Source organism: Sorangium sp. So ce726 (assembly GCF_051521405.1).
GTDB lineage: Bacteria > Myxococcota_A > Polyangia > Polyangiales > Polyangiaceae > Sorangium.
This window is the reverse complement of the sequence record NZ_CP150349.1, coordinates 3,907,196-3,929,296: the sequence shown is the minus strand read 5'-3', so window position 1 is coordinate 3,929,296 and position 22,101 is coordinate 3,907,196. Positions and strand designations below refer to the sequence as shown.

The 22,101-nt window shown below is 71.9% G+C and carries 14 protein-coding genes; 3 read left to right on the top strand and 11 right to left on the bottom strand.

The annotated features are described in order from the left end of the window. Nucleotides 1-117 precede the first annotated feature (117 nt). Nucleotides 118-1,710, bottom strand: a complete 1,593-nt coding sequence (locus tag WME79_RS14815; protein WP_437535564.1) for a YifB family Mg chelatase-like AAA ATPase — start codon at nucleotides 1,708-1,710, stop codon at nucleotides 118-120. Between the two features lie 335 nt (nucleotides 1,711-2,045). Between WME79_RS14815 and WME79_RS14810 the strand changes: the two genes are divergently transcribed. Further along, nucleotides 2,046-2,570, top strand: a complete 525-nt coding sequence (locus WME79_RS14810; RefSeq protein WP_437535561.1) for a hypothetical protein — start codon at nucleotides 2,046-2,048, stop codon at nucleotides 2,568-2,570. 137 nt (nucleotides 2,571-2,707) lie between these two features. On the opposite strand, the gene WME79_RS14805 is transcribed toward WME79_RS14810, so the two are convergent. From WME79_RS14805 to WME79_RS14780, 6 genes are all read right to left on the bottom strand, one after another. Then, nucleotides 2,708-5,167 (bottom strand): SpoIIE family protein phosphatase, encoded by a 2,460-nt coding sequence (locus WME79_RS14805; protein WP_437535558.1) that lies wholly within the window; start codon nucleotides 5,165-5,167, stop codon nucleotides 2,708-2,710. A 16-nt stretch (nucleotides 5,168-5,183) separates the two neighbouring features. After that, nucleotides 5,184-5,561 carry a hypothetical protein gene (locus tag WME79_RS14800; RefSeq protein WP_437535555.1) on the bottom strand — a complete coding sequence of 126 codons (378 nt, stop codon included), beginning with the start codon at nucleotides 5,559-5,561 and terminating at the stop codon, nucleotides 5,184-5,186. 391 nt (nucleotides 5,562-5,952) lie between these two features. Continuing rightward, nucleotides 5,953-6,537, bottom strand: a complete 585-nt coding sequence (locus WME79_RS14795) for a hypothetical protein (protein WP_437535553.1) — start codon at nucleotides 6,535-6,537, stop codon at nucleotides 5,953-5,955. Further along, complete coding sequence (locus WME79_RS14790; protein WP_437535551.1) at nucleotides 6,534-8,606, bottom strand: hypothetical protein; 2,073 nt, start codon at nucleotides 8,604-8,606, stop codon at nucleotides 6,534-6,536. The genes WME79_RS14795 and WME79_RS14790 overlap by 4 nt, the downstream gene beginning before the upstream one ends. A gap of 341 nt (nucleotides 8,607-8,947) precedes the next feature. Further along, nucleotides 8,948-13,894 carry an AAA family ATPase gene (locus WME79_RS14785; RefSeq protein WP_437535548.1) on the bottom strand — a complete coding sequence of 1,649 codons (4,947 nt, stop codon included), beginning with the start codon at nucleotides 13,892-13,894 and terminating at the stop codon, nucleotides 8,948-8,950. 268 nt (nucleotides 13,895-14,162) lie between these two features. Then, nucleotides 14,163-14,705 (bottom strand): SPW repeat domain-containing protein, encoded by a 543-nt coding sequence (locus WME79_RS14780; protein ID WP_437535546.1) that lies wholly within the window; start codon nucleotides 14,703-14,705, stop codon nucleotides 14,163-14,165. A gap of 178 nt (nucleotides 14,706-14,883) precedes the next feature. On the opposite strand from WME79_RS14780, the gene WME79_RS14775 reads away from it, so the two are divergent. Both WME79_RS14775 and WME79_RS14770 read left to right on the top strand, forming a co-directional pair. Beyond that, complete coding sequence (locus tag WME79_RS14775) at nucleotides 14,884-16,527, top strand: ribonuclease J (RefSeq protein WP_437535543.1); 1,644 nt, start codon at nucleotides 14,884-14,886, stop codon at nucleotides 16,525-16,527. Nucleotides 16,528-16,770: 243 nt separating this feature from the next. Next, nucleotides 16,771-18,162, top strand: coding sequence for a sigma-70 family RNA polymerase sigma factor (locus tag WME79_RS14770; RefSeq protein ID WP_437535541.1), 1,392 nt, complete (start codon nucleotides 16,771-16,773; stop codon nucleotides 18,160-18,162). Nucleotides 18,163-18,198: 36 nt separating this feature from the next. Here the strand turns inward: WME79_RS14770 and WME79_RS14765 are convergent, their stop codons facing one another. The 4 genes from WME79_RS14765 to WME79_RS14750 all read right to left on the bottom strand — a co-directional run bounded on the left by WME79_RS14765 (nucleotide 18,199) and on the right by WME79_RS14750 (nucleotide 21,917). Then, entirely contained in the window at nucleotides 18,199-19,194 is a 996-nt protein-coding gene (locus WME79_RS14765) for an aldo/keto reductase (RefSeq protein ID WP_437535538.1), read from the bottom strand. 98 nt (nucleotides 19,195-19,292) lie between these two features. After that, nucleotides 19,293-20,051, bottom strand: coding sequence for an SDR family NAD(P)-dependent oxidoreductase (locus WME79_RS14760; protein WP_437535535.1), 759 nt, complete (start codon nucleotides 20,049-20,051; stop codon nucleotides 19,293-19,295). 352 nt (nucleotides 20,052-20,403) lie between these two features. Then, nucleotides 20,404-20,679, bottom strand: a complete 276-nt coding sequence (locus WME79_RS14755; protein WP_437535533.1) for a hypothetical protein — start codon at nucleotides 20,677-20,679, stop codon at nucleotides 20,404-20,406. Next, nucleotides 20,676-21,917, bottom strand: a complete 1,242-nt coding sequence (locus tag WME79_RS14750; RefSeq protein ID WP_437535531.1) for a hypothetical protein — start codon at nucleotides 21,915-21,917, stop codon at nucleotides 20,676-20,678. Before WME79_RS14750 ends, WME79_RS14755 begins: the two co-directional genes overlap by 4 nt. Nucleotides 21,918-22,101 lie beyond the last annotated feature (184 nt).

The window sequence follows — 22,101 nt, the reverse complement described above, 5'->3', positions numbered from 1 at the left end:
CGTGTTGAACGTGCGCGCCCCCGAGCGCGCGGACAGACGATCCAGCGCGGCCGTCGGGGCGGCCGCGATCGCGCCGGCATCGCTGCAGGCGCGGTGGTCCTTGGCCCTGCGGCGAGCTCAGGCGCCCGCGGCGGTGGTGGCGGGCGCCGGCCCGCATGCGGCCTCGCGGTCGAACAGCCGCGCGCCGATCGCCTCGGCCACGTGCGCTGCCCGCACTGCAGAGCTGCTGTCCATGTCAGCGAGCGTGCGGGCGACCCGCAGCACTTTGGTGTACGCCCGCGCCGACAGGCCGAGCCGCTCCACGGCCGACGCGAGCACGCGCGCGCCGGTCGCGTCTGGCATGGCGACGCGCGCGAGATCGCGCGGACCGAGCTCGGCGTTGTGCGTCGCTGCGACCTCCCCCGCCTCGAAGCGCGCGCGCTGCGCGGCCCGGGCCTCGACCACGCGCGCCCGCACCGCCGCGGAGCTCTCGGGCGCGTCGAGCGGCGACCGGCCGTCGGCGAGCGGCGCGCACAGGTGAGCGACATCGACGGGCGGCAAAGAGATGTGAAGATCGATGCGATCGAGCAGCGGCCCGCTCAGCCGCGCGCGGTAGGCGCGGACGCGATCGAGGGAGCAGGCGCAGCGATTGCCGCGGTCGCCATGGAAGCCGCACGGACAGGGGTTGATGGCGGCCACCAGGATCGGACGCGCCGGGAACACCACGCGGGCGCGGGCGCGGCAAAGGGCGACCGTGCCCTCTTCGAGCGGCTCGCGGAGCGCCTCGAGGACGCCTCGGCGGAACTCGAGCAGCTCGTCGAGGAACAGGCACCCATGGTGGGCCAGGGAGACCTCGCCGGGGCGGATGGGATCCCCGCCGCCGACGAGGCCCGCGGCGCTCACGGTATGATGCGGGGCGCGGAACGGGCGAATCGCGACGAGACCCCTGTCCGGGGAGAGCAGCCCGGCGACGGAGTGGATCGCGGTGATATCGAGCGCCTCGTCGTAGGACATCGGCGGCAAAACCGTCGGCAGGCGACGAGCGATCATGGTCTTTCCGCTGCCTGGCGGACCCATCATGATCAGGTTATGTCCCCCGGAAGCGGCAATCTCGAGGGCGCGGCGCGCCCCGTGCTGGCCGCGGACCTCTGCGAGATCCGCCGCTGCAGCGCTCGGCTCTGCGTCGATCGCGGCCATGGCCCCCGCGCCCGGAAGGGGCTTGTTGCCGCGGAGGTGCGCGACGACCTGGCCGAGGTGCTCCGCGATGAGGACGTCGATACCAGCCACGCTCGCCGCTTCGCGCGCGTTGCCCTGGGGCACGATCGCGCGTGTGACCCCCTGCGCCGCCGCGCCGCGCAGCGCGGGCAGGACGCCGCGCACGGGGCGCACCGCGCCGCTCAACGAGAGCTCGCCGAGCAGGCCAATCCGGTCGAGCCCCTCGGCGGGCACCTTGCCGAGCGCCGCCAGCGCGGCGATCGCGATGGCGAGGTCGTACGCGCCGCCGCTCTTCTTGAGGTCTGCCGGGGCGAGGTTCACGGTGATCACATATTCGTCAAGCTCGACGCCCAGTTGCTGGAGCGCGGCACGGACGCGCACGCGGCTCTCGCGGACGCTCGCCTCGGCGAGGCCCACCATCTGGAAGAACGACGGACCGCGGCCCGAGTCGACCTCCACCCGGATGGGGTGCGCGTCGAGCCCGAGCAGAGAGAACGTGAGCGCCGTGGCCTGCATGCCCGAGCCCTTTCGCGAAAGGCGTGCCAGGCGGAGAGGGCGGCGAACTCAGGGAATTTCACGGCGGGAGGGGTGGCGAACGCGGCGGAGAGGGTGGCGGCCGCCAGAGGGAGTCGCCGGAATCGAGAGGATCACCGGCAGGTGCCCAGCGCGCCAGCGAGGTCTTTGCAAGGGACCAGGGCATTCGTCCGCAGCTCCTGTGCGGGTAGCCCTCGGCGCCCGCCGCACCTCATTAGACGCGCCCTGGCTATTTCGTCATGAGCAGCAAGAAATGGTCTCTTCCGCATCGTCGGTCGGAGCGACCGTCCTCTTTGACCGAGGATTGGATTCGCGACATGGCGGCTCGCCAACCTTGCTCCCTTCTGGAGCTGACCGAAAAGCACCTCGCCGACGAGCCGTTGCGGGACGCGCAGGCGCGTGCGATCCTCGCGGTGCTGAGCGACGCCACGCTGGCCGCGCTCAGGGAGATGGCCATGGATCCAAGCAAAGTCCCTGAAACCCCGGCGTCTCGACGTTTCCGGCTCTTCTTCGAGAAGCGTGGTCGCGCCGAGGGCAAGATCGAAGGCAAGATCGAGGGCAGGATCGAAGGCAAGCAGGAGGCCCTGCTCGCGGTGCTCGAAGCGCGCGGCCTGTCACTGACGGCGGAGGAGCGGGCTCACATCGATGCCTGCACGGCTCCTGCGGAGCTCGACCGATGGATCGCCCGCGCGGCGACGGCGGCGTCCATGAGCGAGGTGCTCGCGCCGAGGCCGGCCAGCGCGACGCGCCGATCCCCTGCCAAGGCGCGCTCGCGCGCGCCGGACCGTGGACCGCGAGCACAGAAGGCGGCAAGGCCCCAGAAACCAGGGCGCTCGCGGTAACTGCGCGGGGCCTTCTCCTTCGCCCTCTCGGCAGCAGAAGCAACAGCGGTGCCCCACGCAGCGAGGAGCTCCTCCGCGACGCGATGGGTCCACCACGAGGAGCGAGCCCGGCCAGGGCGAGCGCCGCCCCGCCGCAGCTAGTCGGGCGCGCGATACCTCGCCACGACGATCGTGATGTCGTCGTCCGGGCTCGGGCACCACCCCTCGACCTCCTCGAGGATCAGGTCGCGGATCACGCCGACAGGCTCGGTCTGGACAGCCTCGATGACGGCACAGAGCCGCTCCAGCCCGAACTGCTCGTGATGGGCATTCCGCGCCTCGGTCACGCCATCGCTATAGAGCACGAGCACATCTCCATCCCCAAGGTAGAGCTCGGCATCCCGCGTCAGCGCGCCGATCTCGGGCAGCGCGCCGATCCAGACGCCTGAGCTCGGAATGGCCCCGCAGCGCCGCGTCCGCGCCGAGCACACGATCAGGTCGTCGTGCGCGCCCGCGAACGTCACGCGCCCATTGCGCTCGTACCGAAGCAAGAGGAGCGTCGCGTGCTCGTCGCGCTCCAGACGATCGCGGACGTTCTTGTAGATTGCCTTGTTGAGCGCCGTGACGACCTTCGCCGGGCTCGCGGCCGGGTCGTTGCACGTCAGCGCCGATACCATGCTCTGGATCATCAGCATGATGAGGCCCGCCGCGAGCCCGTGCCCCGCGACGTCGCCGATCCCCAGCCACCCGCCCCCGTTCGCCGGGATCACATCGTAGTAATCACCGCCGACCTCGGCTGCCGGCTTCATGACCGCGCAGAGGTCGAGCCCCTCGATCGAGAGCTGCTTCGGCACCAGCGTGGTCTGGATGCGCGCCGCGACCTGGCTCTCCTGACGGACCCTCTCCTGCTCCAGCCGCTCGCGCAGCTCCACCTCCCGGACGACCTGCCGGTGCAGCGCCGCGGCCTTGACCGCGGAGCCGAGCTGGAGGCGCAGCACCTCGTACGTCATCCCGCTGGCGCGGTGGTCGAGCACCGCGACGCCGAACCGCTCCTCGTCGCCGAACGCAACCGGGAGCACGATCCTGCTGATGCGCTCGTCGGCGTCCAGGAACCCCGGGGGCGCCAGGAGGTGCGCCGGGAAGCTCACGGCCGGCACCTCCACCTCGCGGCCGTCCTCCATCACGAACAGCGGCTTCATGGTGGCGTGCTGAGCGTCGTCGTACAGCGACACGGCGACGTCCGAGAACCGCATCCTCGGCAGCTCCGACGCCAGCAACCCCTTGAGCACGGGCAGGCTCAAGCACGCGGAGAAGCCCCGCGCGCCGTAGGTGACATCGAGCGCGGCGAGCTCGACGTTCAGCCGCTGCTCCCCCTCGACGTGCACGCACTCGCTCCCGATCAGGATGCGCGCGGCGTGCCAGAGCTGCTCCAGCGCCGCGTCGCCGCCCACGGGCGACCCCTGTACCCGCGAGCGCAAGAGCGATATCACCGCCTGGAACTCCTCGAGGAGCACGCCCTCGCGCCTCGCCCCGTCGAGGAGCGCCTGGAGCGCGCGCAGGAAGCACCCATCGTCGCCCGCGAGCTCCGCCTCCATCGCGGCGAGCAGGTCGCCCGCCCAGCCGTCGAGGGCGCCCCTCGGGATCGCTACGCTGCTCGCGAGCGCGCGCTCCAGCGACGCCCGCTGATCCGCGATGGGGCGCGGGAAGCCGCGCACCGAGGGGACCGGCTGAAGGAACGTGTCGCCCGCGCGGTGCCCGCAGCCGCAGGACTCGCGCTGCGTGAGCTCCACACGCGCGAGCTGCAGCGCCTCGACAGCCTCGCCGTCGATCATGCGGAGGACCGTGCTCACGGCCATCCCCCCGAGCCGCTCGATCGGCTGGCGCACCGTCGTCAACGACGGCTTCGTGAAGCGAGCGATGCCGACATCATCGAACCCGCACACGAGGACGTCTTCCGGGATGCGGCGTCCCTCGGCCTTGAGGACCTCGATCGCCGCGAGCGCCATCCTGTCGTTGGCCGCCACCACGGCGTCGAACGCCACCCCGCGAGCCAGGAGCTCGCGCATCGCCGCGCGCCCCGTAGGGATCGTGAACCCACCGAACACGAGGAGGCGCTCGTCGTAAGGGATCGCCCGCGCCGCAAGCGCCCTCCGGTAACCGCCGACACGCAGCGTGGCCTCCTCGCTGCTGATCGGTCCGCCGATGTACGCGATGCGCCGGCACCCATGCTCATCGGCCATGTGCCCGACCGAGATCTCGCTCCCGAGGGCATTGTCGACCATCAGGCTCGGCACACCGTCGATCGCGGTCCCGATGCTGCACACCGGCAGCGGCGCGAAGGACCGGCAGAACGATCGCATGACCTCCATGCCGCCGTAAGGGGAGAGCGTCGACGAGGCGACGATGACGCCGTCGGCGGTCTCAGGGCCGATGAGGTGATAGAAGGTGCCCCGGTCGGCCACCTCGGGCCGGCGAGCCATGGCTGGGTCGCTGAACGCCGTCAGCAGGTTGACGTCGTGCGCTGCGGCGCCGCGCTCGATCCCGGCGCGCAGCTCGGACTGGTAGTCGCCAACGACATTGTCGATAAGAAACGCGAGCGTCCGACGCTTCCTCGTCATGGCCTCGGGCTCTCGATCATGCGTCCGCGATCGAGACCAGCTCCGGGCACATGCGATCCAGGGGCTTCAGGCTCCGACGCTGCCATGTCCGCTGCGCGTCCGTGACGAACCGTATCTTGCATTTGAGACCATGGCCCATCAGGCCGCAGATGAAGCCGACGAACGCCTTGAGACAGCTCGAGCTCATGAAGCGCAGCTCGCGCACGTCGAACTCGACGGTGCTCACCGAGAGGCGCATCACCTCGCCCTCCAGCGCCTTGACGTACCTGCTGAGCGGCGGAGATGCCGCCATGTCCCCCGTGCCGGTGAGCTTGACGCTGAGGGTGTCGTCCCTCAAGGCCGGCTCGATCCCGAAGCTGTCGGTGACGACAGGATCCACGCTCAAGCAGCTCATCTCTTCTCCATCTCTCGATCGGCGCGCGCGACGACCGCCGGATCGTGCCTCTGGATGCTGCAGCCGACGGCCGGTGCGATGGTTGATGCGAGCTCTCCACCCTACGACGTAGTCGCGCAGGATCCAATCCCTTCTCGCAAACCGCGCGGGTCGATCTCGTCACGCGCCACGCGCCACGCGTGAGTGCGGGTAGCAGGTGGCAGGCGCACACGATGCGGCGTCGCACGGTGAGCACGGCAACATTTCGCGAACGGGATCTCGATGCAGAGCGCGCCCGCTCGCTCGCGGCTTCCCGACTTGGAGCGCGGGATGCCTCCGAATTTGTGTGGATGTCGCCCGGGCGCGTGGCGCCTCGCAGGGCCGGCGCGTCGACGGTCGCGCCGGCGTGTGTTCAGAGCGCGCTGACGAGCGGCCCGGCGTCGCCTTCGAGCCATTGCTCGGAGATCATGACGCTCGTCAAAAGCCCGGTCTGGAAGCGGTATCCTTCCTCGATCGAGAGGATCTCGATGACCCTCCTGTCGCCGATCCGGACCGGGAAAATCACCGATACGCTCGACGGAAAAGGGCCGTCCTCGTCGGTCCTGTGCTCGCCGACCGAGACAGACTCGCCTCCGGCCCCGGCGCCGAGCGACCTCACGGCGACCAGCGACGGAACGCTGCAGTCGATCCGCAGCCACTCGCGCTGCCGGCGCGCCTTGCACGCGCCGCCCCTCGCGACGCGCGCGAGCGACACCTGCTCCGCGGCATCCCACTCGGCCGCTGCAGGCCGCGCCGTCCGCTCGGGCGGCAGCGGCGTCGCCTCGAGCGCGCGCTTCTGCGGCGCTTCCGCGCCTCCTCCCGCGTCCGCCGGGTCTCCCGCGGCTCCCGCCTGCGGCGCGGCCGCCGCGCCTCCCGCCGGGGCGAGCACCGACTCCGCGGCCTGCGCCGGCGCGAGCGCGCCGAGCAGGACCATCCCGATCACCGCTCTCTTCTTCATAACGTCCTCAAGAAGGCGGCGAGCGCCGCCTTGTCATTCCTCGACATGTGGCTGGTGCGACCCATCCGGTCCTGGTTGGCGTCGATGAGCTCTTCGAGCGTCCTCGCGGATCCATCGTGGTAGTAGGGCGCCGTCCCGCCGACGAAGCGCAGCGAGGGCGTCTTGAACACCTGGCCCGCCTTCTCCTCTGCGAACCCGGGCCGCGCCGCGAACCCGGGCATCGGGTAGCCCATGCGGTCGGAGTGCTCCGTCTCGGGCACGTGGCAGCGAGCGCACTGCGCCGTGTCGCTCATGAAGAGGGCGCGGCCGTGCTCCTCCTGCGGCGTGAGCTTCCGCGCCTCCCTGGGCGGCGGCACGAGGCCCGCGCGCAGGAACGCGGCCAGGTAGCGCGCCCTCAGGGCGAGCTCACCTGTGCCAAGGCCACCGGGCCCCCACCGGTGAAGTCCGAACCCCTCGCGGAGGCGCTCCGCCAGGTTCTCACTCTGGGCGTTCCAGCCATAAGGCCCCTCCGTCGCCAAGCGGCCCGCGAGCATGGGAGTCTGCCGAGGCAAGCCGCCGCGCGGCTCCACGTCGACCGGCTGGTTCTCGGCGGATCCGAGGAAATTGACGCTCTCGCCGCCGATGTCCATCACGTGAGCCTCGTGCCACACATGGCCGTCGTCGCGCCCGTCCGGATGGCAGCCAGCGCACCCGAGGCCGCCGCTCGTGCCCCAGTCGACCGCGTTGTAGAAGAGCTTCCGGCCGAGGGCGGCCTGCTGCGGGACCGGCGCGGCGGCCAGCGCGATGTACGGCACGGGGCTCAGCTCGAACGGAGCGTCGTCGCGGTGCTCGTCGAGGCGAACGATCGCGAGGGCGTCCGTCGAACGGCAGTACACCCACGCCATGGACTCGTCCGCGGACAGCGCGACACCGCTGGGCGCGCCGCACAGGGTCGCCACGTAGATGTCGGGCCCTGCATGGCGGCCGAGATCGTAGGTGCGGAGCGGCCGGAGCGCCGGATCGACCGCGAGCGCGTCGAGCTCCACCAGGGCGTCGGTGCCCTCGCTGGCGACGAGCAGGGTGCGGGTGCTCTTCCGGTACACGAGCGCGCGCGGCTGGACGAACGGAGCGAGCGACGTGTTGGGGAGCTCCAGCTCCGCGTCGTCGAACGGCGCATCGTCGAGGCCGCCCGCCCGCCAGAGCGGCGTGCCCTGGCGGCGCCGGGGCGCGAGGGGCGCATCGTCGCTCGTCATGAGGACATCGACCGTGGAGGCGCCGAACCACGCCTGCTCGCCGAGCGCGCCGAGCGCGTGGCGTGCGACGAAGAGGCGGCGGCCATCCGGCGAGAGCGCGGCCGCGTAGCCGAGCGACGCGGAGAGCGACTTGCCATGAGGAGCCCGGAAAGGCGACGGCGGGAGGGCCAACGGCCTGGCCTCGGGAGCGCCACGCAGCGCGATCCGGGTGAGCGCGGCGGACGTGAGGTGCGTGACGTACGCAGCCGCGCCGTCCTCGCGGATCACGACGCCGCGGGGCTCGCGCGGGACATCGATGGACCATGTCGCGGTCGCGGTCGCGAGGTCCACCGCAGAGACCTTGCCCGCCCATGCGCTGGTGACGAGCGCCGTGCGCTCATCCGGCGTGATCGCGAGCCCCCAGGCGTCGGCCGGCAGGGGCACGCGGGCCGCTTCCACGAGCCCCGCCGCTGGATCGGGCCGCAAGATAAGGAGGAGCCCGGGATCGCGGATCGTGACGAGCACGCGGTCCGCGAGCGCGAGGACCTGCGCCGGCCGCCCCGGCATGGCGATCTCGACAGGCGGCGTGCTCACGTCGACGGGAAGCGGGATGCGCCGGAGGACGGCGTGGTCCTCGTCGGCCAGATAGAGCGCGTCATCCTGCGGCGCGCGCGCGAGCGCGCTGCCGACCCGGGTGACGGCCTGGAGCTTCTGCGGCGGCGGAGAGGCTGGCGGAGCCGGCGCCGCCGTCCCGGCGACTTCGGCGCTGCGCTCGACGGCTGGTGTCTCTCTGGAAGGGCGCGAGCAAGCCGCGGCGAGGAGCGCGGCCAGGAGGAGGGTTGATGGTCGGTGCTTCATCGGTCGCCCGTGCCAACGACGGCGCCTGGCATTCGTATTCCTCGGCACCGTCCGTCCCGATCCTCGGCGCCCCGACCACCTGGCAAAATCGCATCACGCCTCGATGCGCACGTGAATAATCTTTTCTTCTTACCTTCCAGTCCGGGCTCGTCGTCGCGTGGCTGGGGGTCACTCGACAGCATGGAAGCACCCGTGAATCGACTGCGCCGCTCACGGTCGGCGACGTTGGGCGCTCTCGTCAGCATCCCTGATGGCAGCATCGCTCTCAAGCGCGCCGTCGTTCACCGCCCTCGAGAGCGGGCAGGTCCGCCCGCTGGCCATCTCCCCCGCTGCTGCGCGCGTCAGGCCGGCGGCGTCGCCCTTGCCCGCCGCGCGACCGACCCCGGCAGGCCGCGCGGCCCCAGCGCATACGCGATGCTGCTCTGCAGCGTCCCCATCGTCACGACCGATCCGAGGAAGACGTTCTGCTCCACCAGCGCCCGGGCCACCTCCGGCCGGACCCCGGAGAGCACCGTCTTGGCCCCGAGCAGCTGCAGCGCCTTGGCCGTCTTGATCAGCGCCTCCGCCACCGCGGCGTCGACCCGCGCCACGCCGGTGATGTCCAGGATCACCACCTTGGCTTGCCTCGACTGGAACCCTTCCAGCGCCGTCTCCAGCACCCGCTGGGCGCGCTCGCCATCCATCGCGCCGACGATCGGCATCACCAGCACGTCGTCCGTGATGGGGATGAGCGGCGTCTGCCGGCGCAGCATCTCCTGCTGCAAGAGCTCCCGCTCCGCCTCGGACGCCTCGCGCAGCTCGAGCTCCCGCTGCAGCTGCTCATTCGAGCGCTGAAGCGCCTCGGTGCCCGCGCGGATGCTCGCGATGAGCAGCGCGTTCTCCAGCGCGATGGCCGCCTGCGAGGCCAGGAGCCCGCAGATCTCGACCCGCCCCGGCGTGAACGCCCTCGGGGCCACGTTGTTCTCCAGGTACAGGAGCCCCGCCGAGCGCCCCTGGTGCGCCATCGCAAGGCACAGGATCGAGCGCGGCCTCCGCTCCACGACGTACGGATCGGCCGCGAAGCGGCCGTCCTGCCGGGCGTCGTTCAGCACCACGGGCTCCCGCGTCCTCGCGACCAGCTGGACCACGCTCGTCGCGAGCTCCTTGCTCTCGAGCGCCGGGATCGACAGCCCCGTCTGCACCGCGTCGGGGTCGACGCGCATGGAGGCCACGATCGTGAGCTTCCCGTCGCGCTCCAGGATCAGCGCGCCACGCTGCGCCCCCGCGTTCGCGACCAGGCTCCGCATCAGCCGCTCGAGGAGCCGGTCGAGCACCGTCTCGCTCGCGACCGCCTGCATGGCCTTGACCACGGTCGCGACGTCGAACGACTCGGCGCTCCCCCTGCGCGTGACCGTCGTGCCGACGCCCCTGGGCTGCTGCGCTCCGCCGAGGGACGCCGCGTCGAGCAGCGGCTCGTGCTGCTTCGCGAGGTGCTCCGCCTTGGCCGTCGCGCCCCACCGCGCGTACGCCCTGTAGGCGTCGACCATGTACCACCGCGCGATCCTCTCGCGCCCCCGCTGCAGGTAGAACCGCGCGCACAGCTCGTTCGCGAGCGCCTCCTGGTGCGTGAACCCGGCCTGCCGCGCCCCCTCGATGGCCTGATCGTAGAGCTCCGCCGCCTCCGCATCCTTCCCGAGGACGCGCGCCATCTCCGCCCCGATGAGCCGCTCCTTGTGCGCGTAGTTCTCCGGGGCGTGCTGCGCCCAGCCTGCGATCTTCGCCCGGTGCTCCGCCGCCGAGGCGAGGTGCCGCTCCCGCTCCTCCTCGGTCACCGCCGCGCACAGCGCGAGCAGCGAGAGGCTCACGTAGAAGGGGATGTCGTTCGCCGCGAACAGGCCCATCGCGCTCGCGCTGTGCTTCTCCGCCCGCGCCGCCATCAGCAGCGCGCCCGCGTGATCGCCGTACAGCACCGCGAGCACGAGCATGTTCACGAAGTACCAGCACCGCGGAAGCTCCTGCGCGGGCACGAGCCCCGAGAGGAACGCGCCCTCGTCGAACGACGCGTCGGTCAGGCTGTTGCGCCCGCTCGTCCTGCCCTCCAGGCACGCGATCATCTGCTGCGCGACGACGAGCACCGGCGTGGCGAGCGGATCCTTCGTCCGCTGCAGGAACCGCAGGAACACGCCCAGCTCCTCCCGGAGCGCGCCGAGCTCGTGGCCCGAGGACAGCAGGATCGTCACGGCGTTCAGGCAGGCGTAGGCCCCGAAGCTGAAGTCGCCCGAGCTCAGCCCGGCCTGGTACGCCTTCGTGAGGCACGCAACCGAGGCGCGGACCGGCTCGAAGAGGTGGGACGGGGCGCCGCACACCAGGTACGCCTTGCACTGCAGCTCCACCCCCTCGGACCGCTCGCAGAGCGCGAGCGAGACGCGCTGGAACTGCCGCGCCTCCTCGTACCTCCCCATCGCCGCCGCGAGCAGCAGGCAGTAAACGCCATAGGCGCACGCCGCCGCGGGCGAGTTGCCGTACCGGAGCGAGAGGTTCACCTGCGTCGCGGCGATGAGCGCGAGAAGCGCCGGGTTCAGCGTGTACGCCCCCGGGATCATCGCCGCCAGGAGCCGCAGGACGGCCAGCTGCTCCTCGTCGCCGACCCACGGCGCGTGAACGAGCTCCTCGATGTGGCGCCCCGCGAGGTGGCCGGGCATCTCCGCGAGCGCGGCCCCGAACGCCGCGTAGAGGGCCTCCGTCGGCTCCGGCAGCTCGATCCCGAACAGCGCCACGCCCTCCCGGCCGACCCGGAGCACGTCCGCGAACTCCCCGCGCATCGTGTGCACGAGGATCCGGAGGTTATAGACCTCCGCGCGCTCCCGGCGCGAGCGCGCGTGCTCGAGGAGCTCGCGGATCAGGGCCTCGGCCTGCGCCTCGTTGCCGCTCAGCCACTCGCACTCCGCCCGCTCCCGGTGCAGCGCGAAGCAGAGCTCGTACTCCTCCTCCCACGCCCGCGGCCCGAGCAGCGACAGCCCCGTCTTCAAGTGCTCGGCCGCCACCGCGTGCGCCATGGACGCCTTGGCCCGCCGCCCGACGGTCAGGTTGAGCTGCGCAAGATCCAGCTGCTCCGCCCGCTCCTCGATCAGCGCCGCGCCGACGTTCACGTGGCTCACGACCTTGAACAGGTCCTCGTCGCGCGGCTCCCCGTCGAGCTGCGCCCGCATGAGCCGGCCGATCCGGAGGTGGACCTGCTGCCTCTGCGCGTCCTCGATCAGGCTGTAGGCCGCCTGCTGCCCGCGATCGTGCAGGAACCGGTATCTCACCGACAGGGGCTGCTCCGCGTGCGCGCCGTCGGACGCGTGGAGCAGCCGGTAGTCGGAGTCCAGCGGCAGCACGAGCCCCTCGCGCAGCGCCTCCCAGAGATCCGCAGCGACCTCCGCAGGCGGCCGCTCGCGCACTGTCGACAGCGTCTTCAGGTCGAACTGATGACCGATGCACGCCGCGAGCTGGAGCACGCGCTGCGTCTCGGGCGAGAGCCGCTGCATCTTGTCCACGAGCAGATCGTGCACGTTCACCGTGCCCCAGCGCTGCCGGATGGACTCGAGGTCCCACGCCCACCGCCCGGCCCCCGGGTCGAACGACACGAGCCCCGCCGCGTACAGCTCCTTGAGCAGCTGGCTCAAGAAGAAGGGGTTGCCCTTGCTCATCGCATAGAGCACCTCGGCGAGCGCCTCTGTCTGCTCCGCGCGCGCGCCCAGCGCGTCCGCGAGCAGCTGGCGCACGTCGGCGAGCGCGAGCGGCGGGAGCAGCAGCTCGCGCCGCGCGACGCCCGCCGCCCGCAGCTCCCCGAGCCAGATCGTGAGCGGCTGCCCCGCGATCGCCTCCTGATCCCGGTACGCGCCGATGATGAGCAGGTAGGCCCCCGCCGGATCGGTCACGACGAGCTGCAGAAGCTTCAGCGACGCCGGGTCGGCCCACTGGAGATCGTCGAGGAAGAGCACCACGGGGTGCTCGGCCGTGGCGATGGCGCGCAGGAAGTCCTGGAATACGAGGTTGAAGCGGTTCTGCGACTCGCTCGGCCCGAGCTCCGGCACCGGCGGCTGCGGCCCGAGCACGAGCTCGAGCTCCGGGATGAGCTCCACCAGGATCCGCGCGTTCTTCCCCGCGGCCTGGAGCAGCTTGTCCTTCCAGTGCCCGAGCGACTCGGCCGGCTCGGTCAAGAGCTGGCGGACGCGCTGGCGAAGCGCGCCGGCCACGGGCGCGAGCGGCATGGTGCGGCTCAGCTGATCGAATTTCCCCTCGACGAAGCGCCCGCGCCGCTGCGCGACCTCCTTCTGGATCTCGTTCACGAGCGCCGATTTCCCGATGCCCGCGCCCCCCGAGATGAGCAGGAGCTCGCACCTGCCCCCGCGCGCCCGCTCGAAGGCGGCGAGCAGCTCGGCCATCTGCTGATCGCGGCCGTAGAGCTTCTGCGGCAGCCTGAGCTCGCTCGATACGTCGCGAGACCCCAGCTCGAACGGCTCTATCCGCCCGGCCGCCTCGAGCGCCGACAGGCACGCATCGAGATCCGCCTTGAGGCCAGTGCCGCTCTGGTACCGCTCCTCGGCGACCTTGGACATCAGCTTCTGCACAATGTCCGACACCGCTCTCGGGAGCTCCCGCGACCGCTCGCAGAGCGGCGTCGCGACCCGCGCGATGTGGCTGTGCATGAGATCCATGGGATCGGTCGCCTGGAACGGGAGCACCCCCGCGAAGAGCTCGTAGAGCGTCACGCCCAGCGAGTAGAGATCGGTCCGGTAGTCGATGACGCGGTTCATCCTGCCTGTCTGCTCAGGAGACATGTAGGCCAGCGTCCCCTCCACGAGGTCCGGGCTCTCCGCCGCCAGCGCCTCCTCCGAGAGCCGCGTCGAGCTCCCGAGGTCCATCAGCTTCACCTGACCCGTCTCCCGGTGGACGAGGATGTTCTGCGGCTTGACGTCCTTGTGGATGACCTGCTTTCCGTGCACCTCCGCCAGCGTCCCGGCCAGCGACGACGCGATACGCAGCTTCGCCTTCAGGTCGAGCGGGGTCGAGCGGGCGAGCTTGTCGAGCGGCAGTCCCGCGAAGTACTCCATCACGAGCGCGGCCCCGCCCGGCACCTTCTCCAGGCGGTCGGCGCGAATGACGCCCTCGAGCTGGAGGTGACGTGATATCTCGAGCTCGTGCCGCAGCTGCGCGACGTGCCGCTGGCCGGGGTGCTCGCCCTTCAGCACCTTGATCGTCGCGGGGACGCCGTCGGCGTCACGCTGCGCGCGGTAGAGGACGGTATCCCCCGTTTCGTACATCAGCTCAACCAGTGTGAAGGGCAGATCACCAATCCTGGTCTGGCGCATAGGATTTCGATGGTTGCATGGGGAGAACGCCTGCGGCAAGTGCCTGGAGAACCTCAGGATCAGCGCTGCAGGTGTGTGATGTGCGCCTTGGCACGGACATCGCGAGTCCCGTGGGCGGGACACAGCGGCTCGCGTGGGGCATTGGGGAGCGTTGGTGGGACCGAGGGTGGGGCGACTCGGCACATGGGAAGGTGCCGGTGCTGGCCGGCTGCGCGCGCGGCTACACCCGCCTCGGCCGGCGCCCGGCGCCCCTCACGGCGCGATAATCGGTGAGCAGCGACCCCAGGATCGTGGCCGCCCCCGCCGCGACGTGGATGACCGCGGCGAGCGGATCGCGCTTCGCGTAGCCGAGCGCGAACGGCGCGGCGATCGCCGACACGCCGAAGGCATGGTCGATGACCTCGTGCGCCTCGATCGGTATCCGCTTTGCCAGGCTCAGCCGGTAGTCGGTGAGCAGCGAGACGAAAACGACCGACGCGCCAAGCGCGACGCCCGCAATCTTTGCGGCCTTCGTCCGCGCGGAGAGGCCGGCCAGCGCGACGATGAGCCCGTTCGAGTAATCAAGGACGGAGTGCACGTCCTCGGGGACGATCCGCGCGAGGGGCGCGGCGCCGAGGAGCGGCCTCGAGGGGATCGTCGTCGTCCGCTGCACCTCCCGCACGCTTGGGGCGAGCGAGGCGAGCTCTGCAGTCGGTACGTCGTCCGGCGGCAGGTAGGTCGTCGGCAGCTCGTATGCGCCCAGCGAAACGTTGGATTGTGCCATGAGTACCTCCCGCTCTGCGCAGAGGCAATCCGCAGACCGGGGGACAGGCCTCCTGCGCAGCGCGGGGCCCAGCTCTCTTGAGCTCGGCCCCCCCGCGCCCTCGCGCAGGCAGGTCCGCGCGCCCCGCGCCTCCAGCAGAGGCCTCTGTTCGTGCGATCCGCGATGCTAGGCTGCGCCCATGGGAGTCCGGATTATTCCTCTCGGCGGCCTCGGCGAGGTCGGGATGAACGCGATGCTGATCGAGGAGGAAGGCCGCCGCGTGCTCGTCGACTGCGGCGTCATGTTCCCCAACGACCAGGTGCTCGGCGTCGAGGTCGCGATCCCCGACCTCAGCTACGTTCGCGAGGCGGGCGGGGTCGACGCGGTGCTGGTCACGCACGGCCACGAGGATCACATCGGCGGGCTGCCGTCGCTGCTGCGCGAGTTCCCCGTCCCCGTGTACGGGACGCGCTTCACGCTCCGGCTGGTGCGCGAGCGCCTCGCCGAACACGGCATCGACGTGCCGCTCCGCGAGGTCGAGCCGCAACAGCACTTCGTGGCGGGCCCGTTCCGCGCCGAGCCCCTCCGCGTGACCCACTCCATCCCCGACGCGGTCGGCTACGCCATCGAGACCGGCGAGGGGATCCTCATCCACACGGGCGATTACAAGATCGATCTCACCCCCGTGGCCGGCGAGCGGCTCGATCTCGGGCGCTTCGCCGAGTACGGCCGGGCCGGCGTGGCGGCCCTCCTCTCCGACTCCACCAACTCGGAGCGCGACGGTTGGTCGGTCAGCGAGACCGCGGTGGCCGAAGGGTTCACCCGGCGGTTTCGCGAGGCGAAGGGGCGCATCCTCGTCGCGCTGTTCGCCTCCAACGTCCACCGGGTCCAGAGCGTCCTCGACCTCGCCGCCCAGCTCGGCCGCAAGGTGGTGCTCGCCGGGCGCAGCCTCGCGACCAACACGCGGATCGCCGAGGAGATCGGCATCCTGAACGTCCCGCCCGGCGTGCTCGTCGACGACGCCACGGCGGCCTCGCTCCCGCCCGAGCGCCTCGTCGTGCTCGCTTCGGGCGCGCAGGGCGAGCCGAACAGCGCCCTCGCGCGCATGGCCATGGGCGATCACCACCGGCTGCGGGTCGATCCGGGCGACACGGTGATCTTCTCGTCCCGCGCGATCCCCGGCAACGAGATCGCCGTCAGCCAGCTCGCCAACCGCCTGGCGAAGCGCGGCGCCGTGGTGCTCGATCGCGGCCTCGATCCCATCCATGCGAGCGGCCACGCGCAGGCCGAGGAGCAGAAGGTCCTCCTCGACGCGGTCCGGCCGGAGCACTTCGTCCCCATCCACGGCGAGTACCGGATGCTGCTGGCCCACGCGCGCACGGCGCTCCGGATGGGCGTGCCGGCGTCAGGGGTCTTCGTCGTCGAGGACGGCGACTCGCTGGTCATCGAGAACGGCCGGATGTGCCTCGGCGAGACGGTGAAGAGCGGGCGGGTGTGGCTCGACGCGCGCGGCGGGCTCGACGTCTCCGAGCTGGTGCTCCGCGAGCGCGAGCAGATCTCGGATCAGGGGCTCGTGATGGTCCTGGTGGTGGCCGACCGCAAGACGGGCGAGATCTTGCGCGGCCCCGATCTCCTGGGGCGCGGCGTGGCGCACTTCGAGGAGGGCGGCCCGCTGTACGCCGCCGCCCTCGACAGCGCGCGCGACGCGCTCGCGGCGCTGTCGCCCGCGGCGCGCACGCTGGCGCCGGCGCTGGAGGACGCGCTCAGCCGAGGCGTGCGGCGCGTGTTCCGGCGCGAGGCCTCGCGGCGCCCCGCCGTGCTCCCGCTGGCCGTGCTGCTGTGAGGTCCGGCGCCTCTCGGTCAGGCGGACCGGGCCGCCCCGGCGCCTGACCGCGCTGACAGGCGATCTGGAGTGAGCGCGGCTATCGCACGCTGGATCGCGCAGACCGCGCAGCCCCTTTGTTCTGTCGCGGCATGACCGGAGTCGCTTCATGGTCCATCCTGGGGGGTTGCCCTCAGGGCGCGTGTCCCGGCGAGCGCCCGAGCGGATCACCGCGCAACGCGGCACCATGGTGGAGCAGGCGAGATGAACGAGAGTCCCACGAACTCGCGCCTTCTGGGCGAGGCGGCGACGACGATCATGGAGGGAACGGGCGCTGTCGCCGAGGCGCGGACCGACGAGCCGATCGGCGCCGACACCCGCCCTCCCCCGTCGTCGCGGCGGGGGGCGCCCGCCAGCCGGCGGGCTGCGCCCTCGGCGCGGCCGAGCGAGGACGTCGCCGCGGTCTATCTCCAGGAGATCTCGGGAAGCGCGCCGCTGAGCCGCGAGCTCGAGGTGGAGCTCGGCCGTCGTATCGAGTCGGCGGAGCGCGCGATGATCGAGGCCTGGGTCGCGTCGCCCGTCGCGCTGCGGGCGCTCGCGGCGCTCACCGACGATGTGCGGGCGGGGCGGGTGGACATGAGCGATCTGCTGCTGAACGCGGACGCCGACGACGCGCTGAGCGACGCGACGTCCGTGAGGATGGCGCGGCTGCTCGGGCTCGCGCGGTCCCTGGCGGAGTCCGGGCGGACGGAGGCGGGCGGGCAGCGAGCGCGCGCCGCGCTCTCGGCCGGGCTCTCCGATGTGCGCCTGGGCCCCCTGGTGGAGGCGCGGATCGAGCGCGCGCTGGGCACGGCGATCCCCGCGGCGTGCGGGCTGGAGCGCGAGGCGATCGAGGGGACGCTCTCGGCGATGCGCGTCGCCCGCCGGGCGGCGGCGGAGGCGAGGGCCGAGATGGTCCGCGCGAACCTGCGGCTCGTCGCCGCGGCGGCCCGACAGCTCCGGCACCGCGGCGTGCCGCTGCTCGACCTCATCCAGGAGGGCAACCTCGGGCTGATCCGCGCGGCGGAGAAGTTCGATTACCGGCGCGGCTATCGGTTCAGCACGTATGCGATGTGGTGGATCAAGCAGGCGCTCTCTCGCGCGCTGCTCTATCAGGGCCAGGTCATCCGGGTGCCCGTCCACATCGCCGAGACCCGGCGCCGGGCGCTGCAGGCGCGGCGGGAGCTCGAGCAGGAGCACGCGCGCGAGGCGGCGCCCGAGGAGGTCGCCGAGCGGAGCGGGCTGTCGATGGAGAAGCTCCAGACGCTGCGGGAAATGGCGCTGCCGCCGGTGTACCTCGACGCTCCGGTGGGGGACGACGACGGAGCGCGCCAGGGCGACTTCTTCGCGAGCGAGGGCGCCGCGCCGGACGAGCTCCTGGTCCACCGCCGCCTGCACGCGCAGGTCTCTGCGCTGCTCGAGTCGCTGACGCCGCGCGAGCGCGACGTGCTGCGGCTCCGGTTCGGCCTCGACGGCGGGCAGCCGCACACGCTCGCCGAGATCGGGGGCATGTTCTCGGTGAGCCGGGAGCGCGTCCGGCAGATCGAGGAGAGCGCGCTGAGCAAGCTGCGGACGCTGTCGCGGAGGCAGGCGCTGGAGACGCCGCTCGGCGGCTGACCGGCGCTGCCGTCGCGGCAGCGCCTCAACCCCGGCTCAGCGCGGCGAGTCGCCGTGGCGGAACTCCGCGGTCGCCTCGTCGAGCCGGGCCTTGAGCTGCGGATCGAGCGAGAGCTCGGCCGCGGCGAGCGTCGCGTCCAGCTGGTCTGGCCGGCTGGCGCCGATGATGGCCGACGTGATGGCCGGGTTGGCGAGCACCCACGCCACGGCGACGGTCGTGAGCGACTGGCCTGCTTCAGCGACGATGCCCGAGACCTTCTCGACGGTCGCGAACGCGCGCTCGTTCCAGTAGCGCTGCTGGTAGATGGACGCCGCCGCGCCGAGCGTGAAGCGGGTACCCGCCGTCGGCTCGCCGCGGCGGTGCTTGCCCGTGAGGAACCCGCCGGCGAGCGGGTTGTACGGGATGACGCCGAGGCCCTCCTCCTGCGCGAGCGGGAGCAGCTCGCGCTCGATCTCCCGGAACAGCAGCGCATAACGCGGCTGCACGGACACGAACCGCGCGAGCCCGCGCACGTCGGCCCGGCCGAGCGCGCGCGCCAGGCGATATGCCAGGTAATTGGATACGCCGATGTACCGCGCCTTGCCCGAGCGAACGACGATGTCGAGCGCCTCCAGCGTCTCGTCGATCGGGGTGTCACGGTCGTCGGAGTGCAGCTGATAGAGATCCACGTAGTCGGTGCCGAGCCGGCGAAGGGAGGCGTCGATCGCGTCCAGGATGTGCTTGCGGGAGGCGCCCTGATCCCACGCGTTCGGGCCGACGCGGCCGACGCACTTGGTGGCGAGGATGAAGCGGTCTCTCTTGCCCTTGAGCCAGCGGCCCACGATCTCCTCGGTGCGCCCGGCCGTCGGCAAACCGCCGCCCAGCGGATACACGTCGGCCGTGTCGAGGAAGTTGACGCCGGCGGCAGCGGCTTTGTCCAGGATGGTGCGGGAGGTCTCCTCGTCCGTCTGGAAACCGAACGTCATCGTGCCCAGGCACAGTCGAGAAACGGTGAGGCCGGTACGGCCGAGTCGGGTCGTCGGGATGCTCATGATTTTCCGTTGGTGCTTTGGCTAGGTTGGCTCGTGGCGTCGCGCTGGCGCGGTCGCCTTCCGCTCCCGCGTGTGGCGCGGGCCCGTCGGTTCAGAGCTCAATAATAGATCGGGCCGACGCTGCCGCCGCCGGCGACGACGGCGTCGCCGTTGATCGCGACGCTCCTCGGCGAGGCGAGGAACGCGACGACCCACGCGACCTCGCGGGAGTCGACGATCCGGCCGATGCTCACCGAGGCGGCGAGGTCCTTCTCGGGCTCAGGCCGGGTGCGCTCGGTGCGCGTCGCGCCGGGGTGCACGACGGTGACGTTGATCCCCTTCGGGCCGAGCTCGTCCGCGAGGTTCTTTGTGATCGCCGCCACGCCGACGTTGCGCAGGGTGGCGACCGGGCGGCCGGCCTTGCGCACGGCGAGCCCGCCGATGTTGATGATGCGGCCCCAGCCGTTCGCGATGAGGTGCGGCGCGACGGCGCGCGCGGTCCGCAGGTAGCCCACGACCTTGATGTTGATGTCCTCGATCACCTGCGCGTCGACGATCTGGTCGAGGCGCGTGGCGGTCGAGATCCCGCCCGGCACGGCGGCGTTGTTGACAAGGATGTCCACGCCGCCCAGCGCGGCGACGGCGCGCTCGACGAGCGTGTTGACCGAGGTCTCGTTGCCGGTGTCGACCACCAGCGGGACGATACGGCGGCCCGTCTCCGCCGAGAGCTCGGCGGCGGTCGCCTCGAGCTTGTCCTTGCCGCGCGCGGCGATCACGACGTCGGCGCCCTCGCGCGCCAGCTCCCGCGCGATGGCCTTGCCGATACCGCGGCTGCCGCCGGTGACGATGGCCCGCTTGCCGGTGAGTTCGAGATCCACGATCAGCTCCTTCCATCGGCAGACACGAGGTCTGTGTCTTGTCGTGCCGAGGGAGCCGCGCCAAAGCACGTTTCATTCCACCCTGCACTCGCCCCCTGTTCGCAGAAGGGATGGCGCGCTCCGGCGTCCGCGTTGCCCTGCCCGCGCCCGCTGGGCCCTCCGGGCGGCGCCGCGCGCGCCGGCACGTCGGCACGTCGGGCGCACGTCGGGCGGCATGTCTGCTTCGCAGGCAGCAGGCTGCTGGCGCCGTGCTGCGGGCAAAGCAGCTCGCCCATCGCCAGGGGGCGCGGAGCGAGCGCGGGGCGCGCGAGGGCGCCCAGCGCGAGCCCGTCGAGGCGGCGCAGGCAGCCGCTCAGCGCGGCGGCCGAGCTGTCCGAGAGGGCGCAGGTCGCCGCGACCCGAGCCGGTCGACGGCCGCGAGCACGCCCGCCGCGATCGCGAGGATCGGCGCGAAGATCACGCCGCCGAACCACGCCAGCGCGTAGGCGACGCCGAGCAACGGGTCCCCCCCACCCGCGGGCGGGGGCGTGCCGCTCAGCACGGAGACATGCTCGCGCAGGCCGAGCATGTGGCAGGCAACGAAGGCCGCAACGAGCATCGCAGCGCCGAGGGCCAGCTGCCGGCTCACGGGGCACCTCCCGCGGCGGCGATCCGCTCCCAGAGCGGGCCGAAGCTCAGCGCGTAGAGCAGCGCCGCGTCGCCGACCTGGTTGCTTGCGGCGTACCGCAGCCGGTCGCCCTCGCGGATCGGGAACGCCGCGAAGTCGAGCGAGGTGAGCAGCCCCCCGAGGTACGGCGCGTCGCCGAAGGCCGCGGCGCCGAGCAGCGCGAGGCCGCTCGATCCGGCGCTCGCCCCGACGACCGGCACGATCGGGCCCGAGTCCACGTCCTCCGGGCCGGCCCACGAGCGAGGCCACTCGCGCGCCCAGCCGAAGCCGAGGAGCTCCGCCCCGAGCTCGCGGCGCGCCCGCGCGTACTGATCGCGCGCGAAATCAGGGTCGATCAGGAGCAGCGCGTGCGCGACCAGCCAGAGGGACGATCCCTCGGGGCCGTCCAGGATCCTGCCGTCGTGGGTGTAGCTCGACACGAGCAGCCCCGTCTTCGGGTCCAGGAGCCGGGCGCGCGCCGCAGCGAGCCAGCGGCGGCCGAGATCGAGGCCGCGGCGCTCGCCGTGCAGCGCGTCGGCCATGCGCATCGCGGAGAGGGCGAGCGTGTTGCAGAAGGTCCAGCACTCGTCGGGGTAGCTCTCGGCCGACAGCACCGGGCTTTGCTCCATGCGGGACCGCATCTCGGCGACGCGCGCGTCGAGCTCGGCCTCGTGATCGGCGCGGCGCGCGACCAGGGCGCGCGCGCCCAGCATGAGCGCGATCTCGCCGTCCACGAAGAGGCTGCGCGCGGGCTGCTGCACGAACGGCCGCCGCGTGGCGTACGGCATCATGAAGTGCAGCATCCCCCGCTCGCGCTCGATCGCGAGGGTCTCGTCGACGATCCGGTCGATGACGGCGAGGTGGCGCGCCTCGGCGCCCGGATCCCGCAGCGCGGCGTTGGCGAGGCCGAGGACGAGGAAGGTCCGCCCCATGAAATCCCACTCGGCGTTCGCGGCCCGCATCCGCGCGAGCGTCGCGCCCTGCGCGGCGCTGTCCTTCTCCCAGAGCGAGAGCTGATGCGCGAGCAGCGCCTGGCCGCGCGGCGAGAGCGCGCCGGAGGCGGGGTGCTCGCCCGGCTCGCTCCGGAAGAAGAGGTGGAGGCACGGGAGCCATACGGCCGTGGCGACCAGCAGCGATAGCGCGGCGGCGCCGAGCCGGCGCAGGCGGCCCGCCGCCGCAGGGCGAACCACGACGCCGGCGGTGGAGGAGAGGTCGGTCATGAGACGGAGCGTGGCGCGGCGCCGTGGCCGGGCTGCGCGCAAGATGTGGCAGATCGGAGGAGGCTCCGGGGATTTTCTCACCGGATGGCCGATTTCGCATACGGCGGTGGTGGCTGGCCTTCAACATGAAGGCGGCATGGCGGGAAGGATGATCCCTGTCCTTTCTGACTTCCCGCGTTGAACC

What these genes read in the sequence shown, in the direction of transcription:
- WME79_RS14790 (WP_437535551.1), bottom strand. Translation starts at nt 8,606, where the DNA reads ATGAAGCACCGACCATCAACCCTCCTCCTGGCCGCGCTCCTCGCCGCG.
- WME79_RS14795 (WP_437535553.1), bottom strand. Translation starts at nt 6,537, where the DNA reads ATGAAGAAGAGAGCGGTGATCGGGATGGTCCTGCTCGGCGCGCTCGCG.
- WME79_RS14780 (WP_437535546.1), bottom strand. Translation starts at nt 14,705, where the DNA reads ATGGCACAATCCAACGTTTCGCTGGGCGCATACGAGCTGCCGACGACC.
- WME79_RS14800 (WP_437535555.1), bottom strand. Translation starts at nt 5,561, where the DNA reads ATGAGCTGCTTGAGCGTGGATCCTGTCGTCACCGACAGCTTCGGGATC.
- WME79_RS14805 (WP_437535558.1), bottom strand. Translation starts at nt 5,167, where the DNA reads ATGACGAGGAAGCGTCGGACGCTCGCGTTTCTTATCGACAATGTCGTT.
- WME79_RS14775 (WP_437535543.1), top strand. Translation starts at nt 14,884, where the DNA reads ATGGGAGTCCGGATTATTCCTCTCGGCGGCCTCGGCGAGGTCGGGATG.
- WME79_RS14815 (WP_437535564.1), bottom strand. Translation starts at nt 1,710, where the DNA reads ATGCAGGCCACGGCGCTCACGTTCTCTCTGCTCGGGCTCGACGCGCAC.
- WME79_RS14810 (WP_437535561.1), top strand. Translation starts at nt 2,046, where the DNA reads ATGGCGGCTCGCCAACCTTGCTCCCTTCTGGAGCTGACCGAAAAGCAC.
- WME79_RS14765 (WP_437535538.1), bottom strand. Translation starts at nt 19,194, where the DNA reads ATGAGCATCCCGACGACCCGACTCGGCCGTACCGGCCTCACCGTTTCT.
- WME79_RS14770 (WP_437535541.1), top strand. Translation starts at nt 16,771, where the DNA reads ATGAACGAGAGTCCCACGAACTCGCGCCTTCTGGGCGAGGCGGCGACG.
- WME79_RS14785 (WP_437535548.1), bottom strand. Translation starts at nt 13,894, where the DNA reads ATGTACGAAACGGGGGATACCGTCCTCTACCGCGCGCAGCGTGACGCC.
- WME79_RS14750 (WP_437535531.1), bottom strand. Translation starts at nt 21,917, where the DNA reads ATGACCGACCTCTCCTCCACCGCCGGCGTCGTGGTTCGCCCTGCGGCG.